The following is a 17874-nucleotide window of genomic DNA, read 5'->3' as shown; positions in this document are numbered from 1 at the left end:
CCGACCTCAGCCGTCCCGCCAACGCCCCCGCCGATACCTCGGCCGCACCCGAACACCCCGCGCCAGCCCCAACGACGCCGACCCCGCCACTCTCCGCACCTGCCCGTCCCGCTCACACCGCCGCGCCCACCACCCATGAGCCCACCCCCGCGACCCGCCAGCCCTCCTCCGACGTGTCGGCCGCACCCGAACACCCCGTCGCCCCACACGACACCGCCCCCGCCGCCACCTTCCACCCCCGCCCACACCGCCGCGCCCACCACCCATCGACCCACCTCCCCGCCCCGCCGGACCCCCTCCAACACCTCGACCGCGGCGCCAGACCACCCCCCAGCCCCACCGACGCCGCCCCCTTCGGACTGGGGAGCTCCGACCCCGTCGGCCCAGTCGGCCCAGTCCACCCCGCCGTCGGAAACCGTCGTGCGCGTCACCATCGACCGTCTGGTCGTCCGCACCACCACCGAACCCTTTCTCGACGCCCCGGCTCCGGAGCGGCGCTCGCGGCTGAGGCTCGACGAGTACCTCGGGAGGCGGCCGTGAGCGACGCGCTCGCCATTGCCGCGGTGACGGAGACCCTGCGTGCCGTGCTGGCGGAGGCGGTCCAGCACGCCGTCCCCGGCGCCAAAGTGACGGTCCGTCACCCCGGTGACGCCGATGCCGCGGTCACCGGACCGGCGTTGAACGTCTTCCTGTACAGAACCGACATCGACGCGGCCTGGCGCAACACCGACCCTCCCGGCACGCACCCCGGCGAGACCCGTCGCCCGGCGCTCGCGCTCGCGCTGCACTACCTGTTCTCCGCGTACGCGCCGCCGGCTGACGACTCCGCCGTTGCGGAGCGGCTGGTCGGAGCGGCGATGTCGGCGCTGCACGACCGGCCCGAGCTGCCTGCGGGCGATCTCAGGGCCGCCGCGAAGTTCAGCGATCTGCATCTGCAGGAGGAGCCGGTGAAGCTCACGCCGTCCGCGCTGACGGCCGACAGTATGTGCCGGCTGTGGACCTCCCTGGGCTCTGGATACCGGCTCTCGGTGGCCTACGAGGCCCGTGTCGTGCTCATCGACAGTTCGGCGCCCTGCCGTACGCCACTGCCCGTGCTGCGCCGCGGGGAGGCCGGATCCGGACCCGTGGCGGCGCCGACGGCGGCGGCGCCCTGGCCGGTGCTGGACGCCGTCCAACCCGCGGTCGCCGAGCCGGGATCGGACATCCTGCTCAGCGGCAGCGGACTGACCGTGGGAGCAGCGAGCGTTCGTCTGACGCACTTGGTGCTCGGCGGACCGCCGGTCGTGCTGCCCGCCCGTGCCGCCGGAGCCGACGCGGTGAGCGCCACGCTGGGCGAGAACCTCGGTGCGGGCTGCTGGTCGGCGGTGGTCGTGCTCACCGCTGCCGACGGCGGCGAGCGAACCACCCGGCCGCGGACCTTGCGTGTCGCGCCGCGCGTCACCAGTCCTCTGCCGCTGACCGCCGTGCTGGACCCCAAGGGAGCCGCGGTGCTGGAGGTGCGTTGCGCATCCGCTGTTCACCCGGGGCAGCGGGTGGAGCTGCTCGTGGGCAGTCGGCCGGTGCCGGCCCAGCCCTTCGCGCGGGCCACTCGCACCCTGCGGTTCCGGCTGGCCGCGGGCGTGCCGGGGCGGTATCCGCTGCGCCTGCGTGTGGACGGGGTGGACAGCCCGCTGACCGGCGGGGACGCCGAGCGGTTCGACGCGGACACGGCGGTGGTGATCACATGACGGGCACCCGGGTCGAGCTGCACATCCGCCGACTGGAACTCGACGCGGCCACTGCGCCGTCCCGGGCCGCGCTCTGCGCGGCGGTGCAGGCGGAGTTGGCGGCATGTCTCGGCGTCCGTCCCGCCCGCCGGGACCGGGACGCGGCCGACGGCGACGAACCGGGCGAGGCCGCCTGCCGCCCCGTACCGGTGGATGCCGGGCTCTCCGCTCTCGGGCGGCACGTCGCCCTGGCCGTGCTGCGGGAACTGGGCGTACCCGAGGCGGAGCGGCCTCGACCGCGGGCAGGTGAGTTCAGGCCATGACCTCACCCGCGCCTCGGCGGGGCGGGATCGTCTTCCTCGATCCCGAACAGGGACGTGTGCTGCGCGTCGTACCGTTCCAGTACAACCCCGACAGCATCACCCGTACGCTCAGCCCGCGGGGCATCGGCGCCGACGCCGGGGACCGGCTGGAGGCGCTGCGGTTGCAGGGACCGCCCCGCGAGACGTTCCGGATCGAGGCCGAGTTCGACGCCACCGACCAGCCGGGGGCGGCGGGCAGTTCGGGGCAACCCGCGGAATCGGGGCTGTTCGGAATGCTGTCCGCGCTGGAGACAGCCGTCAGTCCCTCGGTGGAGCAGCTGACCCGGCAGAACGACCTGGCCGCCAAGGGAATCCTGGAGATCGCCCCCGTCCAGGGCCCGTTGCCGGTGCTGGTGCTGGGCCCGCGCCGGGTGCTGCCGGTGCGGATGCTCGACATCGACGTCACGGAGGAGGCGTACGACGGGGAGCTGAACCCGATCCGGGCGCGGGTGCTGCTCACGGTGCGGATTCTCACGGTCGACGACGTCGGCTTCAGCCACCGGGCAGGCGGTCTGCACCTGCAGTACCAGCAGGGCAGGGAACGCTTCGCGGGCCTCGTCGGATACGGCCCCGGGGCCGTCGGCTACTCGGGGGGCTGAGCAGTGCACCAGGAAGCCGGAGGAGTTCGGTCATGATCGAGCCCAACAGCAGGTACGAGGCGGTCCCCACCGCCACGTACACGTTCCCGGACGGCAGGACCGTCGTCCATCTGCGCCGCCGCTTCGTGCCCCGGCCGGAGGAACTGACGGCCGTGGGCGAGCATGTCGTCGTCGCCGGGGACCGGCTGGACCTCATCGCGGCCCGCCGGTACGGGGACCCCGAGCAGTCGTGGCGGATCGCCGATGCGAACCGGGCGATGCGTCCTGAGGAGTTGACCGCCGTGCCCGGTCGACGGCTGCGCATCACTCTGCCCGCCGAGGCGTCCGTGCCGGGCCTCGGCGACGGGCCGGCCCGGTGACGGCACAGGCCCTGCACCTCATGCTGCTCACCGGGGACGTCGTGCCCGCCCCGGCCCCGGCGGCGCTCGTCGATGCCCTGCACACGGCGCGGATCACCTGTGTCAGCGGCCGGACCGGCGGCTTCCAGCTGGTCTTCGCCGTCAGCGCCGGATCCCCGGTGGCCCGGGCCGTCGTGCCGAACGGGGCGCTGCACCCGAAGAAGCGCGTCGTGGTCGCCGTGGTCCTGGCGGGCCGGTGCCATGTCCTGACGGACGGGGTGATCACCCATCAGGAGCTGCACACCGCGCGGGAGCCGGGCCGGTCGTTCCTCGTCGTCACCGGTGAGGACCTGTCGGCACTGATGGACCTGGAGCACGTCAGGCGGGCCTTTCCCGGGCTGCCGCCGCACCTGCGGGCGGCCGCGGTCTGCTCCTCGTACGCGCAGTACGGGATCACCCCGAGGACCGTGGCGCCGGTACTCACCGACCAGCCGAACCCGGTGGTCGACATCCCGGTGCAGTCGTCGACCGATCTCGCCTATCTCCGGTCCATGGCCGCGGACGTGGGGCACGTCTTCCACCTCGAACCCGGCCCGGCGCCGGGTGTCAGCACCGCCTACTGGGGTCCGCAGAACCGCGACGGCGCCCTGCAACCGGCGCTCACCACCGGCTGCGGCGCCGCGGACAACGTCGAGGAGCTGTCCTTCTCCTTCGACGCCCTGGCCGACTCCGACCACCGGGGCCACCGCCTCGAACCGCCGTCCACGACCGCGTCCGAGGTCACCCCGCCGCAGCCCCGTCTGCTGCGCAGAAGCCTCGCGGCGAGCCCCGCACAGGTCCTGCGCACCGACACGCTCGTCGGCCAGACCGGCCGCACCCTGACCAGGACGATGCTGGCCGGACTGGGCAGCCGGCTCGCCACCGACCCCGTCAGCGGCCACGGCACGCTCGACGTGCTGCGGTACGGCCATGTCCTGAGCGCCCACGGCCTGGTGGGAGTACGCGGAGCCGGACAGGCGTACGACGGGCGCTACTTCGTGTCCGGCGTCACCCACGATCTCACCCGCGACACCTTCAGACAGCACTTCACGCTGGTCCGCGACGGACTCGGCGCCGACATCGGGACGGTGACCCCATGACAACCGCGGCAACAGCCCGGACAAGACAGTGGCACGGCATGTACGAGGGTGTCGTGATGTCGGCCGTGGACCCGACCGGAGTCGGCAGACTCCTGGTGCGTGTCCCCGAAGTACTGGGCCCCGACACCGCCGTGTGGGCCGCACCGCTGACCCCGCTGGCCGGTTCCGACTGCGGCATGTACGTGGTGCCGCCCCCGGACTCCGGGGTGTGGGTGCGATTCCTCGACGGGGACCCGGAGCGGGCGGTCTGGGTCGGGTTCCGGCGGGGCGGGTCGGGGGACGTGCCGTCGGCGGCCAAGGCCGCGCCGCCGGGTGTCCCCCAGATCGTCCTGGCCACGCCCTCCGGGAACGCGCTGGTGATCAGCGACATGCCCGGCCCCGGTGGCGGCATCAAGCTGCAACTGCACGGGGAGAACGGCCCGTTCATCAAGATCAATGAGACATCCATCGAGATCTCGTGCGGGCCCGGACTGGCCACCGTCCAACTGGCCGGTCCCCAGGTCAACGTCAACAACGGCGCGTTGACGGTGCTGTGAGGAAGCCATGCCCGGACTGCTGCTCCACTACGGCGCCCTGATGATGTGCGCCCACCCTCCCGGCCTCGTGACCATCCCCGCGCCGGTCCAGCAGCGCGTCCTGGTGAGCGGCCAACCGGTGGCCACCAGCGCGGACATGTTCCTGGTGGCCGGGTGCAGCTTCCCGGCCGCCACGCTCGGCGCGCCGCCCTGCACGAGCATCACCTGGCTGCACACCTCGACCCGGGTGTTCGTGGGCGGTCTGCCGGCCCTGCTCCAGCCGTCCCCGCCGGTCAGTGTCGCCCCGGCCATCGGCGTGGGCACACCGCCGCCGAACCCGCCGATGGTGCAGGCGATGCAGCTCAGGGTCCGGGGGATGTGACCGCGATGGACATCGAGTTCCCCTACCGGTTCGACGACCGCGGCCGCACGGCCACGGCCGGCCACGCCGATCATGTGCGGGACATGGTCGAACTGGTCCTGTTCACGACTCCCGGAGAGCGCGTCAACCGGCCGGACTTCGGGTGCAACTACCTCGACCTGGTCTTCGCCGGGAACAGCCCCGAGCTGGCGGCGACCCTGGAGATGACCGCGCAGGCGGCGCTCCAGCGCTGGCTCGGCGATCTGCTCACCGTGGAGTCCCTCACCGTCACGTCGCAGGAGGCGACCCTGCACGTCCATGTCGCCTACGTCCTCACCGCGACCGGTGAGCGCCGCACCGTCACCGTGGGCGGAGGAGTCCTGTCATGACCGTGCTGCACGGCCCGGACGACGATCCGCGCCCCGGGGAACCGGCCGGGATCGCGGAAGTACGGGCGCACCCGGACCGGCGGACGCTGACCGTCGCGTTCTTCGGCACCCTTCCGCGGCGCGTCACCCGCGACAGTTTCCTGATCGAGGGCGGTCGCCGCGTCGTGGGGGTCCGTGTCGCCCGGGTCACCGCGGAGGCCGGGCCCGAACCGGAGGGCTCGGGTATGACCCGGCTCCGGCTGTATCTGGACCGGCCGTGCGACGAGTCCACGTACCGGCTGCGGCTGTTGGGGCGCGGTTTCCACGGCGCCCACGACCGGGCGGACTTCACCTTCGCGCCCGGTGTGCGCGCTCAACCGCGGGGCGCTCCGCACACCGTCCCCGTGGACCGGCCGCCCGTGGGTGCCGAACCCGCGATCGACTATCTGGCCAAGGACTACGCGAGTTTCCGCCGCCTGCTCCTGGAGCGGCTGTCGCTGACCCTGCCGCGGTGGAACGAGCGGCATGTGCCCGACCTCTGGCTCACCCTGGTCGAGCTCCTGGCCCACGTCGGTGACCGGCTGAGCTACCAGCAGGACGCCGTGGCCACCGAGGCCTACCTGGACACGGCACGGCTGCGCACCTCGGTGCGTCGGCACGCCCGCCTCGTCGGCTATGCCATGCACGACGGCTGCGCGGCCCGCACTGTCGTCTGTGTCGAGGTGTCCGCGCCGCTGCGCGTGCAGACGGACGACCTGGCGTTCACCGCGCTGCCGGAGGAGGCGGGCGCCCGGGGCGGCGGGCCGACGATGTCCCAGGAAGCGCTCACCGCAGGACCGCATCCGGTCTACCAGCCGCTGGAGAAGCGCACCGTGCGGCTGCGCCCGGAGCACAACTGCATTCCTCTGTGGGCCTGGGGGCAGGAGGTGTTCGAGCTGCCCGTCGGCACCACCCGGGCCGCCCTCCTCGACGGGCGGGGCGGAGAGCGCGCGCTGGACCTCAAGGCCGGAGACCTTCTCGTCCTGGAGGAGAAGCAGGGCCCCGGTGGTGGCGCGCCCGACCCCGAACACCGGCAGGCCGTCCGCCTCACCCGCGCCACCCGCGACATCGACTCCGATTCCGGCACCCCGGTCGTGAAGATCGCCTGGGCGGACGAGGACGCCCTCACCTTCCCGCTGTTGGTGCGGAACCCGGCGGGTCCCGACGGCCGGCCCGAAGCGTCCGTCGTGGCGCTCGGCAACGCTGTCCTCGTCGAGCACGGACTGGACAGCGCCTGGCTGCCCGGCGGGGACCCCGAGGAGACCGTCCTGGTACCGCGGGCGCCGGACGGGCCGCACTGCGGCGCGCGGACGCGGCCTTTCACGGCGCCGGTGCGCGGCACGCCCGTCACCTGGTCGCCACCCCACCCCCGCCCCGCCGACGTGGCCGCCGCACAGGCCCGACGACTGCTCGACCTCGCGGCCGAGGCGCGGGACCGGCTGCGCGACCTCCACCACGGGACGGCCCGTCTCGACGAGGACGCCCTGGGGTTCCTGCGGACGTGGTTCGGTACGTCCGTGGCAGGCGACCTCGCAGACCCCTCGCACCGCCATGACACCGTCGCTCGGCTGCACGCCCGGTTCGACGACATGCTCGGACCCCAGCGGCGCCTGGAAACGCTCATCCGCCGGGCCCGGTCCGGATACGTCCTCGATCCGGAGGCCGTGTGCTGGGAGATCGGACAGAGCTTGGGAGAAGCGGCCGAGAACGCCCTGCGCCACGACAATCCCGCGCTGTACGGCCCGGCCCGCACCGCGCTGCGGCCCGACCCCCGTGAGGCCCTGCCGGTGCTGCACGTGACGGAGACGGACGGAACCGGGGCTCGGTGGACCCCGCGCCGGGACCTCCTGGGGAGCGGTCCCCACGACCGCCACTTCGTGGGCGAGACCGACGACGACGGCGTGCTCACCGTCCGTTTCGGGGACGGCCGGTGCGGACAGGCGCCCCGCCCGGGCACCCGGCTGCGCCTGGCCTACCGGGTGGGCAACGGCCGGTCCGGCAACGCGGGCAGCGAGACCGTCAACCGGATCACCCACCGGACCGCGGACCTGCCGTCCGTGACCCGCGTACGCAATCCGGTGCCGGTGACCGGCGGCACCGATCCCGAGCCCGTGGCCGAGGCGCGGCGTGCCGCCCCCCGCGCCCCTTTCCGCACCCTGCTGCGCGCCGTGACCGCCGAGGACTACGCCACCCTCGCCGCGGGTCATCCCGAGGTGCGGCACGCCGCCGCCACCCTGCGCTGGACGGGGAGCTGGTACGAGGCCGACGTCGCCCTCGACCCGGTGGGCACCTCCGTGCAGTGGCAGCCGCTGCTGGCGGACGTGCGCGGCATGCTGAACCGGTACCGGCTCATCGGCCACGACGTCGTCACGCGCCCCGCTCCGCTGGTCCCGCTCGACGTGGCCCTGCACGTGCTCATCGACCCGCACCACGCCACCGCCCATGTGCGTGAGGCACTGGAGCGCCGCCTGCTGCCGGGGCGGGGGCCCAACGGCGCTCCGGGGTTCTTCGACCCCTCGGTACTGACCTTCGGCACGCCGGTGCGGGCCAGCGCCCTGGTGGCGCTCTGCATGGGCGTGCCCGGGGTCCAGCACGCGGAGGTGACGCTGCTGCGCAGGTACCGGCCCGCCGGTGGGGAGGCCGAGGGGCCTGAGGTACCGGACTCCGGGGAGCTGCGCCTGGCGCCCCTGGAGATCCCGCGGCTCGACGGTGACCTCACCCACCCGGAGAACGGTCGTCTGACCCTGCGGCTGAGGGGCGGACGATGACGGGCGCCCCGAGCGGCGTGCAGGGGCCCGGCCGCCCCGGCCCGGGACGGGTGTGGAACCGGCCCGGGCTGCCGGAGCTGTCCTACCGTGCGGGCAGCCACCGTGACTTCCTCGACGCGATGCTGGCGCGGCTGTCCCCGGCCGACCCCCGGACACCGCTGGCCGCGCTGACCACGCGGGAGCCGGACGATCCCTCGATCGCCCTGCTCGACGCCTGGGCCGTCGTCGCCGACGTGCTGACGTTCTACCAGGAACGCATCGCCAACGAGGGGTTCCTGCGCACCGCGACCGAGCAGGAGTCCCTGACCCGGCTCGGCAGACTGGTCGGTCACCGGCCGCGCCCGGCGCTGGCGGCCGCCGCCCATCTCGCCTACGCCCTCGATCCCGGGACGTCCTGCGTCGTACCGGCCGGCTCGCAGGTCAGGAGCGAGCCCGAGCCGGGCGGGCTGCCCACGGTGTTCGAGACCACGAGGGACCTCACGGCCAGGGCCGAGTGGAACACGCTGCCGGTGCGCACCACCCGCGCGACCGCGCTCACGCCGGATGTCGCCACCGGCGTCGGCTCCATCGACGTGGACGGGCTGCAGCAGGCCCTGCGTCCCGGCGACCGTCTGCTGTTCACCTATCCCGACGGGCGTTTGAACCTCACGCGGCTCGTGGTGGGCGTGGACCGGGATCCCGCGGCCGGGCGGACCACCGTGCGGCTGAAGGTTCCCGACCCTCCGCGCCAGCTCGACAGCGCGGTGGAGGCGCTGCGGGACGACATGGAGGAGGCCGCGGCGCGGGCGCCCTCGCGGGGACCGTTCGAGGACCTGCTGGCCATGGTGCGGGACATGCGCCGACGTGCCGAGGAGCTGCGCGACCCGGACACCCTCGCGCGCCGGATGGACCGCGTGCTGCGCCGCCTCCGTGAGCGGCTGGCCGACTTCGGTGACGGCGTGGACGCGGAGGCACTGGTCAAGCGGGCCGCCGTACGGGTGGCGACCGCCAAGGACGCCGTCCGGCGCCTGGCCGAGGAGCCCGCGCGGACGACGCCGGCCGGCGGGGAGGCCGTGCTGCGGGACCTCGGCGGCCCCGGCGGGCGCGTCGTGCACGCGGTGGACCCGCTGCTGAACGCGCTCGGCCCGGGCCAACCGCCGCCGCGCCCGTCCGGGGACGTCGCCGACGCGCTGGGCGCCGGGTCCGACGCGCTCCCCCGGCTGCTGGCCGGCAACCGGCCGGGGCTCACCGAGGCCCTGTACCAGGCGCTGTCCGCCGTTTCTCTCCCGGCCACGGCGCCGCCGGGGGTGCGGCACTTCCGTGTCACCACCGCCCCGCTGGGTGCCTCGATCCCGGACGTCGGCCGGGTGAAGCGGTTGCTGCGCGCGGCGGCTCCGTCCCGGTCCCAGGGTGACCGTCCGCTCGCGAACGACGTTCTGCTGCTGGACGCGGTGCACGAGGAGATCCAGCCGGGCAGCTGGATCGCGGTGCAGGTGGCGGGCCGCACCCGCATCCGCGTCATCCGGGTCGTCGAGGTGAGCCGGGTGTCCGTCGCCAACGACCAGGACGCCGTGCGGGTGACGCGGCTGCGGCTGGCCGAGCCGTGGACCGAGGACTGCGAGGACATCTCGGTGCGGCGGGCCACCACGGTGTGGGCGGCCGGTGAGCCACTGGTGCTGGTTCCCTCGCCCGACACCACCGACCTGGCGGGCAGCACCGTGCCCCTCGACGGGGTCTTCGAGGGACTGGCCCCCGGAAGGCTGCTCGTCGTCTCGGGCGAGCGGACGGACATCGTCCCGGAGGACGGTACGGGCACTCGTCGCCGGGTGGGCGTGCCGGGCTCCGAGCTCGCTGTTCTCGCAGGTGTGCGCCATGCCTTCGACGGCACCTCGTACGACGACCGGGTGCGCACCACGCTGCTGCTGACGGCGCCGCTGGCCCACCGCTACGCCCGGGGCACGGTCGTCGTGCACGGCAATGTGGTCCCGGCGACCGCCGGCGAGACCGTCACGGAAGTCCTCGGCAGCGGTGACGCCGCCCGGGCCGGTCAGGTGCTGCCCCTGCGGCAGAGTCCGCTCGTCTGGGTGCCGTCGGCGAGCGCCGACGGCGGTGAGGAGGCCCTGACGGTGCGCGTCGACGACGTCGCGTGGCAGCGGACCTCCGACCTGAGCGAGGCAGGGCCGACCGCGCGGGTGTTCAGCCTGCGGGCGGGCCCCGGAGGCCGTGCCGCCGTGGAGTTCGGTGACGGCCGGCAGGGCGCCCGTCTGCCCTCCGGCACGGAGAACGTCACCGCCCGCTACCGCGTCGGCGGCGGACGCGCCGGCAATGTCGCTCCCGGCCGGATCAACCAGGTCGTGAGCAAGCCCCTCGGGGTCAGCGGGGTCACCAACCCGCTGCCCGCGACCGGCGGTGCCGACGCGGACGGCCCCGCGGAGCTGCGCAGGGCCATTCCCCTGCGGAATGCCTCCTTCGACCGGCTGGTGTCCGTGCGTGACTACGAGAGTTTCGCCCGTGCCTTCGCGGGGGTCGGCAAGGCCGTGGCGTGCCGTACCGTCGCCGGAGGCCGTCCCGTCCTGCACGTCACGGTGGCCGGTGCCGACGACGCCCCGCTGGACGCCTTTTCGCCCCTGCTCGGCGCACTGCGATCGGCACTGCGCCGGTACGGCGACCCCTTGCTGCCCGTGCGCGTCGAACCGTGCGAGCGCGTACGGCTCATCGTGGTGCTCGGCGTGCGCACAGCCCCCGGCCACCTGCCGGAGAAGGTCGAGCGGCGGGTCCGCGAGGCGCTGGCCGCCCGCCTGGGATTCGCGGGGGCCCAGCTGTGCCGTCCCGTGTACCTGAGCGCCGTTGTCGCCGCCGCGCACACGGTTCCCGGCGTCGAGCTCGTCGATGTCGACGCCTTCGGGGGCGTATCCGAGGGCGCGGACGCGGCCTCCGTCGTGCGGTTCGCCGAACACCCCTCCGTCGTCGCGTGCGTTCCCGCCCTGCCGGCCGGACCGCGCGCGGTCCAGGGCTCGGTGCCTGTCGGCGGCGCCGCGCCGCGGTCGGTGCTGCGTCCCGCCCAGTTGGTCCTGCTCGACCCGAGCGTGCCCGAGACGCTGATCCTGCGGAGGATTCCATGACGCCCGACGAGCTCTACGCGCTGCTGCCCACGGTGATCCGTCGGCGCGACGCGGAGGAGGGCGGGCCGCTGCGCGCTCTGCTGACGGTCGTGGCCGAGCAGGTCGCCGTCCTCCAGGAGGACATCGAACGGCTCTACGACAACTGGTTCATCGAGACCTGCGACGACTGGGTCGTGCCCTACATCGGCGACCTCGTCGGGTACGAGATCCTGCCCGGCATCGCCGCCGCCCTGTCCGACGACACCTCGTGGGGAACCGGCCTGTCGGCCGTCGTGGTACCCCGCCGGGATGTCGCCGACACCGTCGTGCACCGCCGCCGCAAGGGCACCCTGCCGCTGCTGGAGGACCTCTCGTCGGCGGTGGCCGGGTGGCCCGCGCGGGTCGTCGAGCACCGCCGTCTGCTGTGCGTGACCCCGTCGGTGCGGCGCCTCACCTCCGAGGCCGGGGCCGTGCGCGAAGGGGCGGCGGGCGGCGGCCTTGCCGACCTGCGCAGTCCTGTCGCGCTGGACCGGCTGGGCGGCCCGTTCGACGGGTTCGCCCGCACCTTGGAGGTACCGCGCGCGGGATCCGCCCGCCGTCCCGGCCGGTACGGCATCCGGTCGGTCGGGCTGCACGTGTGGCGGCTGCGCCCCTACTCCGTGACACGCGCCCCCGCGTACTGCCTGGACCGCGACCGGGCCTGCTACACCTTCAACGTGCTCGCCATCGACACTCCTCTGTTCACTGCCCCCGTGCCGGAGCCGTCGAGCTTTCACGTCGCGGACGAGTCGAACGTGCCCGGCCCCATCGGCCGCAGTGCCCTGGCCGAGCGCCTCAACGACTACTACGGGCCCCACAAGAGCCTGTGTGTGTGGACCGGGCCCGACGACCCGGTGCCCCTGGACCGGATCGTGTCCGCCGACCTGACCGGCTGGCGTTACCGCCCCCGTGCCGGGCAGGTGGCGGTCGACCCCGTCCTCGGCCGTCTGATGCTCCCGCCGGGCACGGCTCCCGCCCATGGCGTCCGGGTGACGTACCACTACGCGTTCTCGGGCGACCTCGGCGGCGGCGAGTATCCCCGCCCCGAGCCCGCCCCCGCCGACGGCTGCGAGCCCTACCGGGTGGGTCCCGGCGGGGACCACGGCAGCATCGCCGAGGCGCTGGAGCACTGGCAGGCCGCGAAACGGGCCCACCCGCACAAGGCCGAGGCGATCATGGAGTTCACCTCCAGCGACGTCTGGGCGGAGTTGGACGAGATCCGCCTCGACGCGGGCGACCGGCTCACTCTGCGCGCCGCCGACGGGGTCCGTCCGGTCCTCCGGCTGCGCGGCCGGTACGGCGAGGACCGTGGGCGCGTGCTGACGATCACCGGTCCCCGGGGCGGGCCGCCGTCCGAGGCCACGGCGCGCATCGTCCTCGACGGGCTGCTGGTGACCGGCGGCTGCGTGCGCGTGCGGGGCGGCGTGGAGCGTCTCGTCGTCCGGCACTGCACCTTCGTGCCGGGGTGGGAACTGGAGGGCCGGGGCACACCCCTGGCTCCGGGGGCGCCCAGCCTGGACATCGCCGACAGCCCGGTCCGCGTCGAGATCCGGCGCAGCGTCCTCGGCACCGTCACGGTGGCGGGCCGGGCGGGGCGGGAACCCAACCGGGTCGACCTGTGCGACAGCGTGCTGGACGCGACGTCCCGGGACGCGACGGCGCTCGGCTCCCCAAACGGGTCCCCCGCGCACATCGTCCTCACGGCCCGCTCCAGCACCGTCATCGGGTCCGTGCGTGCCCGGGCCGTGGACGTACTGGAGAACTGCCTGCTGCACGGCGAGGTGCGGATCGACCGGTGCGACCGGGGCGCCGTACGGTTCTGCTGGCTTCCGCCGGACTCGCCGACACCGCCGCGCTTCCACTGCCAGCCGGAGCACTCCCGCGCCGAGGAGCGGGTGGTGCTGCGCTTCGCCGCCACCAGGTACGGCCGCCCCGACTACGTACGGCTTGCCGACACCTGTGCCGAGGAGATCCGCCGCGGGGGCGACAACGGCTCGGAGCCCGGCGTGTGGCGCCACCTCTTCGAACCGCAGCGGGAGGACAACCTGCGTACGAGGCTGGCCGAGTACACGCCCGCCGGATGCGACGCCGGGGTCTACTTCGCCACCTGAGTCCGCGCCGAACCGCGCTCCGACCACCCCGTACCGCCCTCTCGGCCCAGGCAGGAAGAACACACATGCACGGCGACTTCTCCCGCGTCATCTTCGATCCCGCTCGGCGCTTCTCCTCCGTTCTGTCCCAGCAGGGCCGGGTGCAGCTCGACGCCGACTTCAACGAGCAGACGGCGATCCTCCTGCACTACGTACGCACCCTGGCCGCCGATCTCCTCGGCCCCGCCGCCTACCCGCCCGAACCGGAGGGCATCGGCGGGTTCGGGATCGACAACTACGACGGGGACACCTTCACCGTGGCCCCCGGGCGCATGTACGTCGACGGCATCCTGTGCGAGTGCGACGGCACCGACTACTGGGACCAGCCCGACGGGCACCTGGACCCCGAACGCGACCAGCTGCCCACCGGCCCGTTCCTGGTGTACCTGCGGGTGTGGGAACGGTTCGTCACCGCCCTGGAAGCCCCGTGGATCCGGGAGCCGGCCCTCGGCCCCGACGGACCGGACACCACAGCGCGCACGCGGGTCGTCTGGCAGGTGTGCGTACTGCCTCTGGAGTCGGACTCGTCGCCGCCCGACATGCGCAGCGCCGGACGCTTCCTGGACGCCCGTGTCCGCAGCGGTTTCGAACCGCGCGGCATGCTCTCCGCGCGGACCCGGCGCCCCGGCGAGGCGACCCTCCTGCCGGACGGGGTGACCCCGGCGTCCGGATACCGGGGACCGGAGAACCAGCTGTACCGGGTGGAGGTGCACCGGGGCGGCAGGGAGGACACGGCGACCTTCAAGTGGTCGCGGGAGAACGGCTCCGTGGTCCTGCCCGTACGGGCCGTGTCGGGGAGTCAGGTCGAGCTGGACACGCTGGGCCGCGACGACAAGCTCGGCGTGGATGTCGGAGACGTGGTGGAGATCGTCGACGACGCCGTGGTCTGCCGCGGGGCGTCGGACCGGCCCGACGAGGACTGCGGCCGGCTCTACACCGTCCGGAGCGTCGACTACGCCGAGTGCAGGGTCACCCTGGACGCCGACGTCGGCAACGACCCGTTCCACCACTCCGTCGGCCTGGTGCCCACGCGTCACCCGCTGCTGCGCCGCTGGGACCAGGGCGCGACGGGACGGGGCGGCGCGATGGGCCTGCCGGTGCGCGAGGGAGAGTGGCTGTCGCTGGAGGACGGGGTCGAGGTCCGTTTCGAACCGAGCCAGGACAAACCGCGCGTCTACCGCCGCGGCGACTACTGGCTGATCCCTGCCAGGGTCCTCACCGCCGACGTCGAATGGCCCCGCGGGCGCCAGGGGCAGCCGCTCAGGCGCCGCCCCCACGGGATCCGCTACCACTACGCCCCGCTGGCGTTCCTGGAACCTGGGGACGGCGACCGCTTCCGGCTGGTGGATCTGCGCGTGCCGTTCCCGCCGCGCCGGTAGGCCCGGCGACGCCGGAGGTCAACGGCCCGCGAACGCGTAGAGATAGACGCCCCAGGCCACGACGAGCAGCAGCGCCAGGACGACCAGGGCCGTGGGCGCGGAACGGGCCGAAACCTGTGCTCCCGTCGTCAGGTTGCGCAGCCGCTTGACCCGGAGCGTGCCGCGTTTCACCTTGCCCTGGGCACGCACCCGGTCCCCTTCGTTGACGGCGCCCTCGAAGGAGGAGCCGCGCATCTCCACCGGGACGAGGCGCAGGGGACGGCCCTGCCGGTCGTGCACCTCCACCCGGAAGTTGCACACGACGGTCGAACTGGTGTTGCCCGAATTGCCGTGCACCTCGGTACGGATCTGCACGTGGCGCGCCACTCCCTCGACCAGCCCGCTGCCCGCCAGGGTGCCCACCGGGAGCGGCGGGACCTCCGGCGGGGGCGGCGGTCGGTGCCGGACCGGGGGCGGGGCGACCGGGGGCGGCGTCACCCGGGGCGGGGCGACCCGAGGCGGTGGGGGCGGGGGCGGGGGTGGCGGTTGGGGCGGGTGAGGACGGAGGACCCGTCGCCGTCGCGGCGGCTCCGTCACCTCGCCGTCGTCGTACAGGGGGACATAGGCACCGCAACGACGGCATCGTGTCGCGCCGTGCGGCACATCGGTGCCGCACATCTCGCAGGCCCAGCCGCCTTCCACGGTCAGTCCACCCGGTAGGTGACGTAGTAGAGAGACCCTTCAACGGAGGACGTGGCGAGTCTGGCGATGGGGCCCTCCCCTCGCTCGGCCTCCTCGATACGGATCGAGCCCAGCAGGTCGTCGCTGGAGACGTCGTCGTGGTCCCACAGGGAGACGTTCTGCACGCGGTCGACCGGCACGGACACGCCCAGGAGCTGGGTCTGTCCCGAGCCGACCGTCCCGGGCGAGCCGTTGCCCGGCCAGACCGCGTTCGCGAGGTCTCCCTCGGTGCTCGTGGTGATGTACAGGTTGTCGGGATCGCTGCGGGCCGTGTCGATCGCCGCGACGACCTGGGGAACGGCCGAGACGAAGCTCTGCAGAGTGGTGCCGATGCTGTTCAGGGGGATCTTGGCGGCAAGGGCGCTCACCGCTTCGTTCACGGCCGCGTCGGTGCCGGTGGCCGCGCGGATGCAGTAGGCGTCGAGGAGAGTCGCGGTGGCTGACATGGCCTTCTCCTGTCGAGGTGATACGGGCTGTGGTCCTGGTGTGCCGTCGTCGAAGCCGTCAGCCCTGGATGTCCATGAGCCGTCGCCATGTCTTGTTGCCGACCATGCCGTCCGCGGCCAAGCCGTGGTCCGTCTGGAACGCGCGCACGGCGGCGTCGGTGCGCGGGCCGAAATTGCCGTCGACGTCGAGGGGCGGAGTGCGGCCGAGTTCGTTCAGGCGCCGCTGGATGTTCTTCACGCCTTCGGCCACGGTTCCCCGCCGGGCGAAGGGCTGGTCCGCGGCGGCCCGTTCGGCGCGGCCGGGATGGCCGGCCAGCCACTGCGCGACGTCCGGCGGCAGGGCGCCGGGAGCGTGGGTCTGTCCGGGCCGCGACCCCTCCATGTCCTTGATCGCGTTGGCGTACGTGGTGAGCTGGCCGTCGTCGAGGGAGTTCACCGTCGTGTCGGTCCCGACGCCGAGGGCGGCGGCGACCTTCTGGGCGTACACCTCCGGGTCGTTGGAGCCGTGACCCGCCGGGGCGTAGTCCCGCATCACCGAGGCGATCGTCCGGTCCCCCCGCTTCGCGAGATAGCGGCGAATGGCCTCAAAGCCCGTCGCCTCGTCGGGGAAGACGGCAAAACCGCGATTCTGTTTTCCGGGAAAAGCGCCGTAGCTCTCCGCCTCACCCGAGCGCACGATGTTCCCGGGATTCTGGTTGTTCCAGGCAACGGTGCCACCGGTGCGCATAAATTCGTCGTAGAAGACATGGTCGACGCCGAGGATATTGACGACATCGCCGGGTTCCATGTCCGGTGCTTCAGGCCAAGGCATGCCGGCCTCCAGAAGTGGAGCAAACGCTGGCGTGTGCATCTTTCAGTCTAGGCTCCGTGGGGCCCGTCAGCCACGCGAAGAATCCGTTGCGAATTCCACAATTTCCGTTTCAGGAGAGCTGATTGCAGCCGCCATCGAAGAGGGTCGGCGGCAGACTGAAACTCCAGCGGATAGGCCGCTTCGGCAGTCGCCACGAAGTGAGGAGCGCGAGGTGTCCGCATTCACCATTGACATGTCGAATCCGTTCCCCAGCGGGTTCACGAGTGATCTCGGCGGCCCCGGAAAGGGAGGGCATCAGCCGCCCGACTGGTACATCGAGTACGGCATGGACCTCGGCGCGCGTGCGGGCACGGCGGTGCACGCCGCCTTCGACGCCCATGTCACCAAGTTCAGCCCGCACAATCCCTCGGCCGACAACGCGAAGGTCTACGGCGCCCAGTTGTTCATGCGCGCCCCGAACGACATGATGGGCGGCTTCTACACCCATCTCACCAACGTCCCGGCCGGGTTGGGCGTCGGTTCGCAGGTGTCCCGAGGGGACCTGCTCGGGCACGTCCACGAATTCCCGCCCACGGCCTCGCATCTGCACCTCGCCCTGGTCGAGATCATCGGGGGCGCTCCCGACGGCCGGTATCAGGGGGTCGACGTGCACCGGACGTTCCTGGACACGGCGAACAGCGGGACGGTCGTCCCGGTCACCTTCCACCAGGACGGTTCGCCGCCCACGCCCGACGGGGGCGGAGGCGGAGGCGGTGCGAAGGTGTTCCGCCTCGGGTCGACGCGCGGTGTGCAGGAGGCGCTGGCGGCCCTCGGCTTCGACCCCGGTGCCATCGACGGCCTCGACGGGCCGAAGACCCGGGCGGCGGTGACGGCCTTCCAGGGCAGCCAGGGCCTGGTGCAGGACGGCATCTGCGGCAGCGCCACCCGCGCGGCCCTGGCGGCCGCCCTGCGGGCACAGGGGCTACAGGCCGAGGGCGGTTGACCGGACGGCCGACGGCCTGCCCCGTGATGGCGGGGCAGGCCGTCGTTGTTCGGTGATGTGCCGGGCTAGAGG

The 17874-nt window shown here is 73.4% G+C and carries 16 protein-coding genes; 13 read left to right on the top strand and 3 right to left on the bottom strand.

Features of this window, described 5'->3' with window-relative positions; genetic code table 11:
• The first annotated feature begins 536 nt into the window (after positions 1-536).
• From GA0115233_RS36635 to GA0115233_RS36580, 12 genes are all read left to right on the top strand, one after another.
• Positions 537-1727: a DUF4255 domain-containing protein gene (locus GA0115233_RS36635; protein ID WP_176712068.1), complete on the top strand. Its 1191-nt coding sequence runs from the start codon at positions 537-539 to the stop codon at positions 1725-1727.
• A complete protein-coding gene (locus GA0115233_RS36630) occupies positions 1724-2029 on the top strand; it encodes a hypothetical protein (protein WP_093724655.1) in 306 nt (101 codons plus the stop codon). Before GA0115233_RS36635 ends, GA0115233_RS36630 begins: the two co-directional genes overlap by 4 nt.
• Positions 2026-2667: a hypothetical protein gene (locus GA0115233_RS36625; RefSeq protein ID WP_093724654.1), complete on the top strand. Its 642-nt coding sequence runs from the start codon at positions 2026-2028 to the stop codon at positions 2665-2667. The genes GA0115233_RS36630 and GA0115233_RS36625 overlap by 4 nt, the downstream gene beginning before the upstream one ends.
• Positions 2668-2699: 32 nt before the next feature.
• Positions 2700-3026 (top strand): LysM peptidoglycan-binding domain-containing protein, encoded by a 327-nt coding sequence (locus tag GA0115233_RS36620; RefSeq protein WP_093724653.1) that lies wholly within the window; start codon positions 2700-2702, stop codon positions 3024-3026.
• Positions 3023-4144 carry a hypothetical protein gene (locus tag GA0115233_RS36615; RefSeq protein WP_093724652.1) on the top strand — a complete coding sequence of 374 codons (1122 nt, stop codon included), beginning with the start codon at positions 3023-3025 and terminating at the stop codon, positions 4142-4144. Before GA0115233_RS36620 ends, GA0115233_RS36615 begins: the two co-directional genes overlap by 4 nt.
• A gap of 38 nt (positions 4145-4182) precedes the next feature.
• On the top strand, positions 4183-4680 hold the full coding sequence (locus tag GA0115233_RS36610) for a phage baseplate assembly protein V (RefSeq protein WP_093724651.1): 498 nt from the start codon (positions 4183-4185) through the stop codon (positions 4678-4680).
• 7 nt (positions 4681-4687) lie between these two features.
• Positions 4688-5041, top strand: a complete 354-nt coding sequence (locus GA0115233_RS36605; protein WP_093724650.1) for a hypothetical protein — start codon at positions 4688-4690, stop codon at positions 5039-5041.
• A 5-nt stretch (positions 5042-5046) separates the two neighbouring features.
• Positions 5047-5409, top strand: coding sequence for a GPW/gp25 family protein (locus GA0115233_RS36600; protein WP_093724649.1), 363 nt, complete (start codon positions 5047-5049; stop codon positions 5407-5409).
• Entirely contained in the window at positions 5406-8195 is a 2790-nt protein-coding gene (locus GA0115233_RS36595) for a putative baseplate assembly protein (protein WP_093724648.1), read from the top strand. Before GA0115233_RS36600 ends, GA0115233_RS36595 begins: the two co-directional genes overlap by 4 nt.
• Positions 8192-11296: a putative baseplate assembly protein gene (locus GA0115233_RS36590; RefSeq protein WP_093724647.1), complete on the top strand. Its 3105-nt coding sequence runs from the start codon at positions 8192-8194 to the stop codon at positions 11294-11296. Before GA0115233_RS36595 ends, GA0115233_RS36590 begins: the two co-directional genes overlap by 4 nt.
• Entirely contained in the window at positions 11293-13425 is a 2133-nt protein-coding gene (locus tag GA0115233_RS36585; protein ID WP_093724646.1) for a hypothetical protein, read from the top strand. The genes GA0115233_RS36590 and GA0115233_RS36585 overlap by 4 nt, the downstream gene beginning before the upstream one ends.
• 65 nt (positions 13426-13490) lie before the next feature.
• Entirely contained in the window at positions 13491-14843 is a 1353-nt protein-coding gene (locus tag GA0115233_RS36580; protein WP_107406490.1) for a DUF6519 domain-containing protein, read from the top strand.
• Between the two features lie 18 nt (positions 14844-14861).
• On the opposite strand, the gene GA0115233_RS41355 is transcribed toward GA0115233_RS36580, so the two are convergent.
• From GA0115233_RS41355 to GA0115233_RS42070, 3 genes are all read right to left on the bottom strand, one after another.
• On the bottom strand, positions 14862-15245 hold the full coding sequence (locus GA0115233_RS41355) for a hypothetical protein (RefSeq protein WP_176712067.1): 384 nt from the start codon (positions 15243-15245) through the stop codon (positions 14862-14864).
• 281 nt (positions 15246-15526) lie between these two features.
• Entirely contained in the window at positions 15527-16009 is a 483-nt protein-coding gene (locus tag GA0115233_RS36570) for a hypothetical protein (RefSeq protein WP_093724644.1), read from the bottom strand.
• A gap of 58 nt (positions 16010-16067) precedes the next feature.
• Positions 16068-16796, bottom strand: coding sequence for a peptidoglycan-binding protein (locus tag GA0115233_RS42070; RefSeq protein ID WP_255310473.1), 729 nt, complete (start codon positions 16794-16796; stop codon positions 16068-16070).
• Between the two features lie 256 nt (positions 16797-17052).
• Between GA0115233_RS42070 and GA0115233_RS41530 the strand changes: the two genes are divergently transcribed.
• Complete coding sequence (locus tag GA0115233_RS41530; RefSeq protein ID WP_218063625.1) at positions 17053-17802, top strand: peptidoglycan-binding protein; 750 nt, start codon at positions 17053-17055, stop codon at positions 17800-17802.
• The last annotated feature ends 72 nt before the right edge of the window (positions 17803-17874 follow it).

The organism is Streptomyces sp. DI166 (assembly GCF_900091315.1).
Taxonomy (GTDB): domain Bacteria; phylum Actinomycetota; class Actinomycetes; order Streptomycetales; family Streptomycetaceae; genus Streptomyces; species Streptomyces fuscus.
The sequence above is the reverse complement of the archived record's forward strand: the minus strand, read 5'-3'. Positions and strand labels throughout refer to the sequence as shown.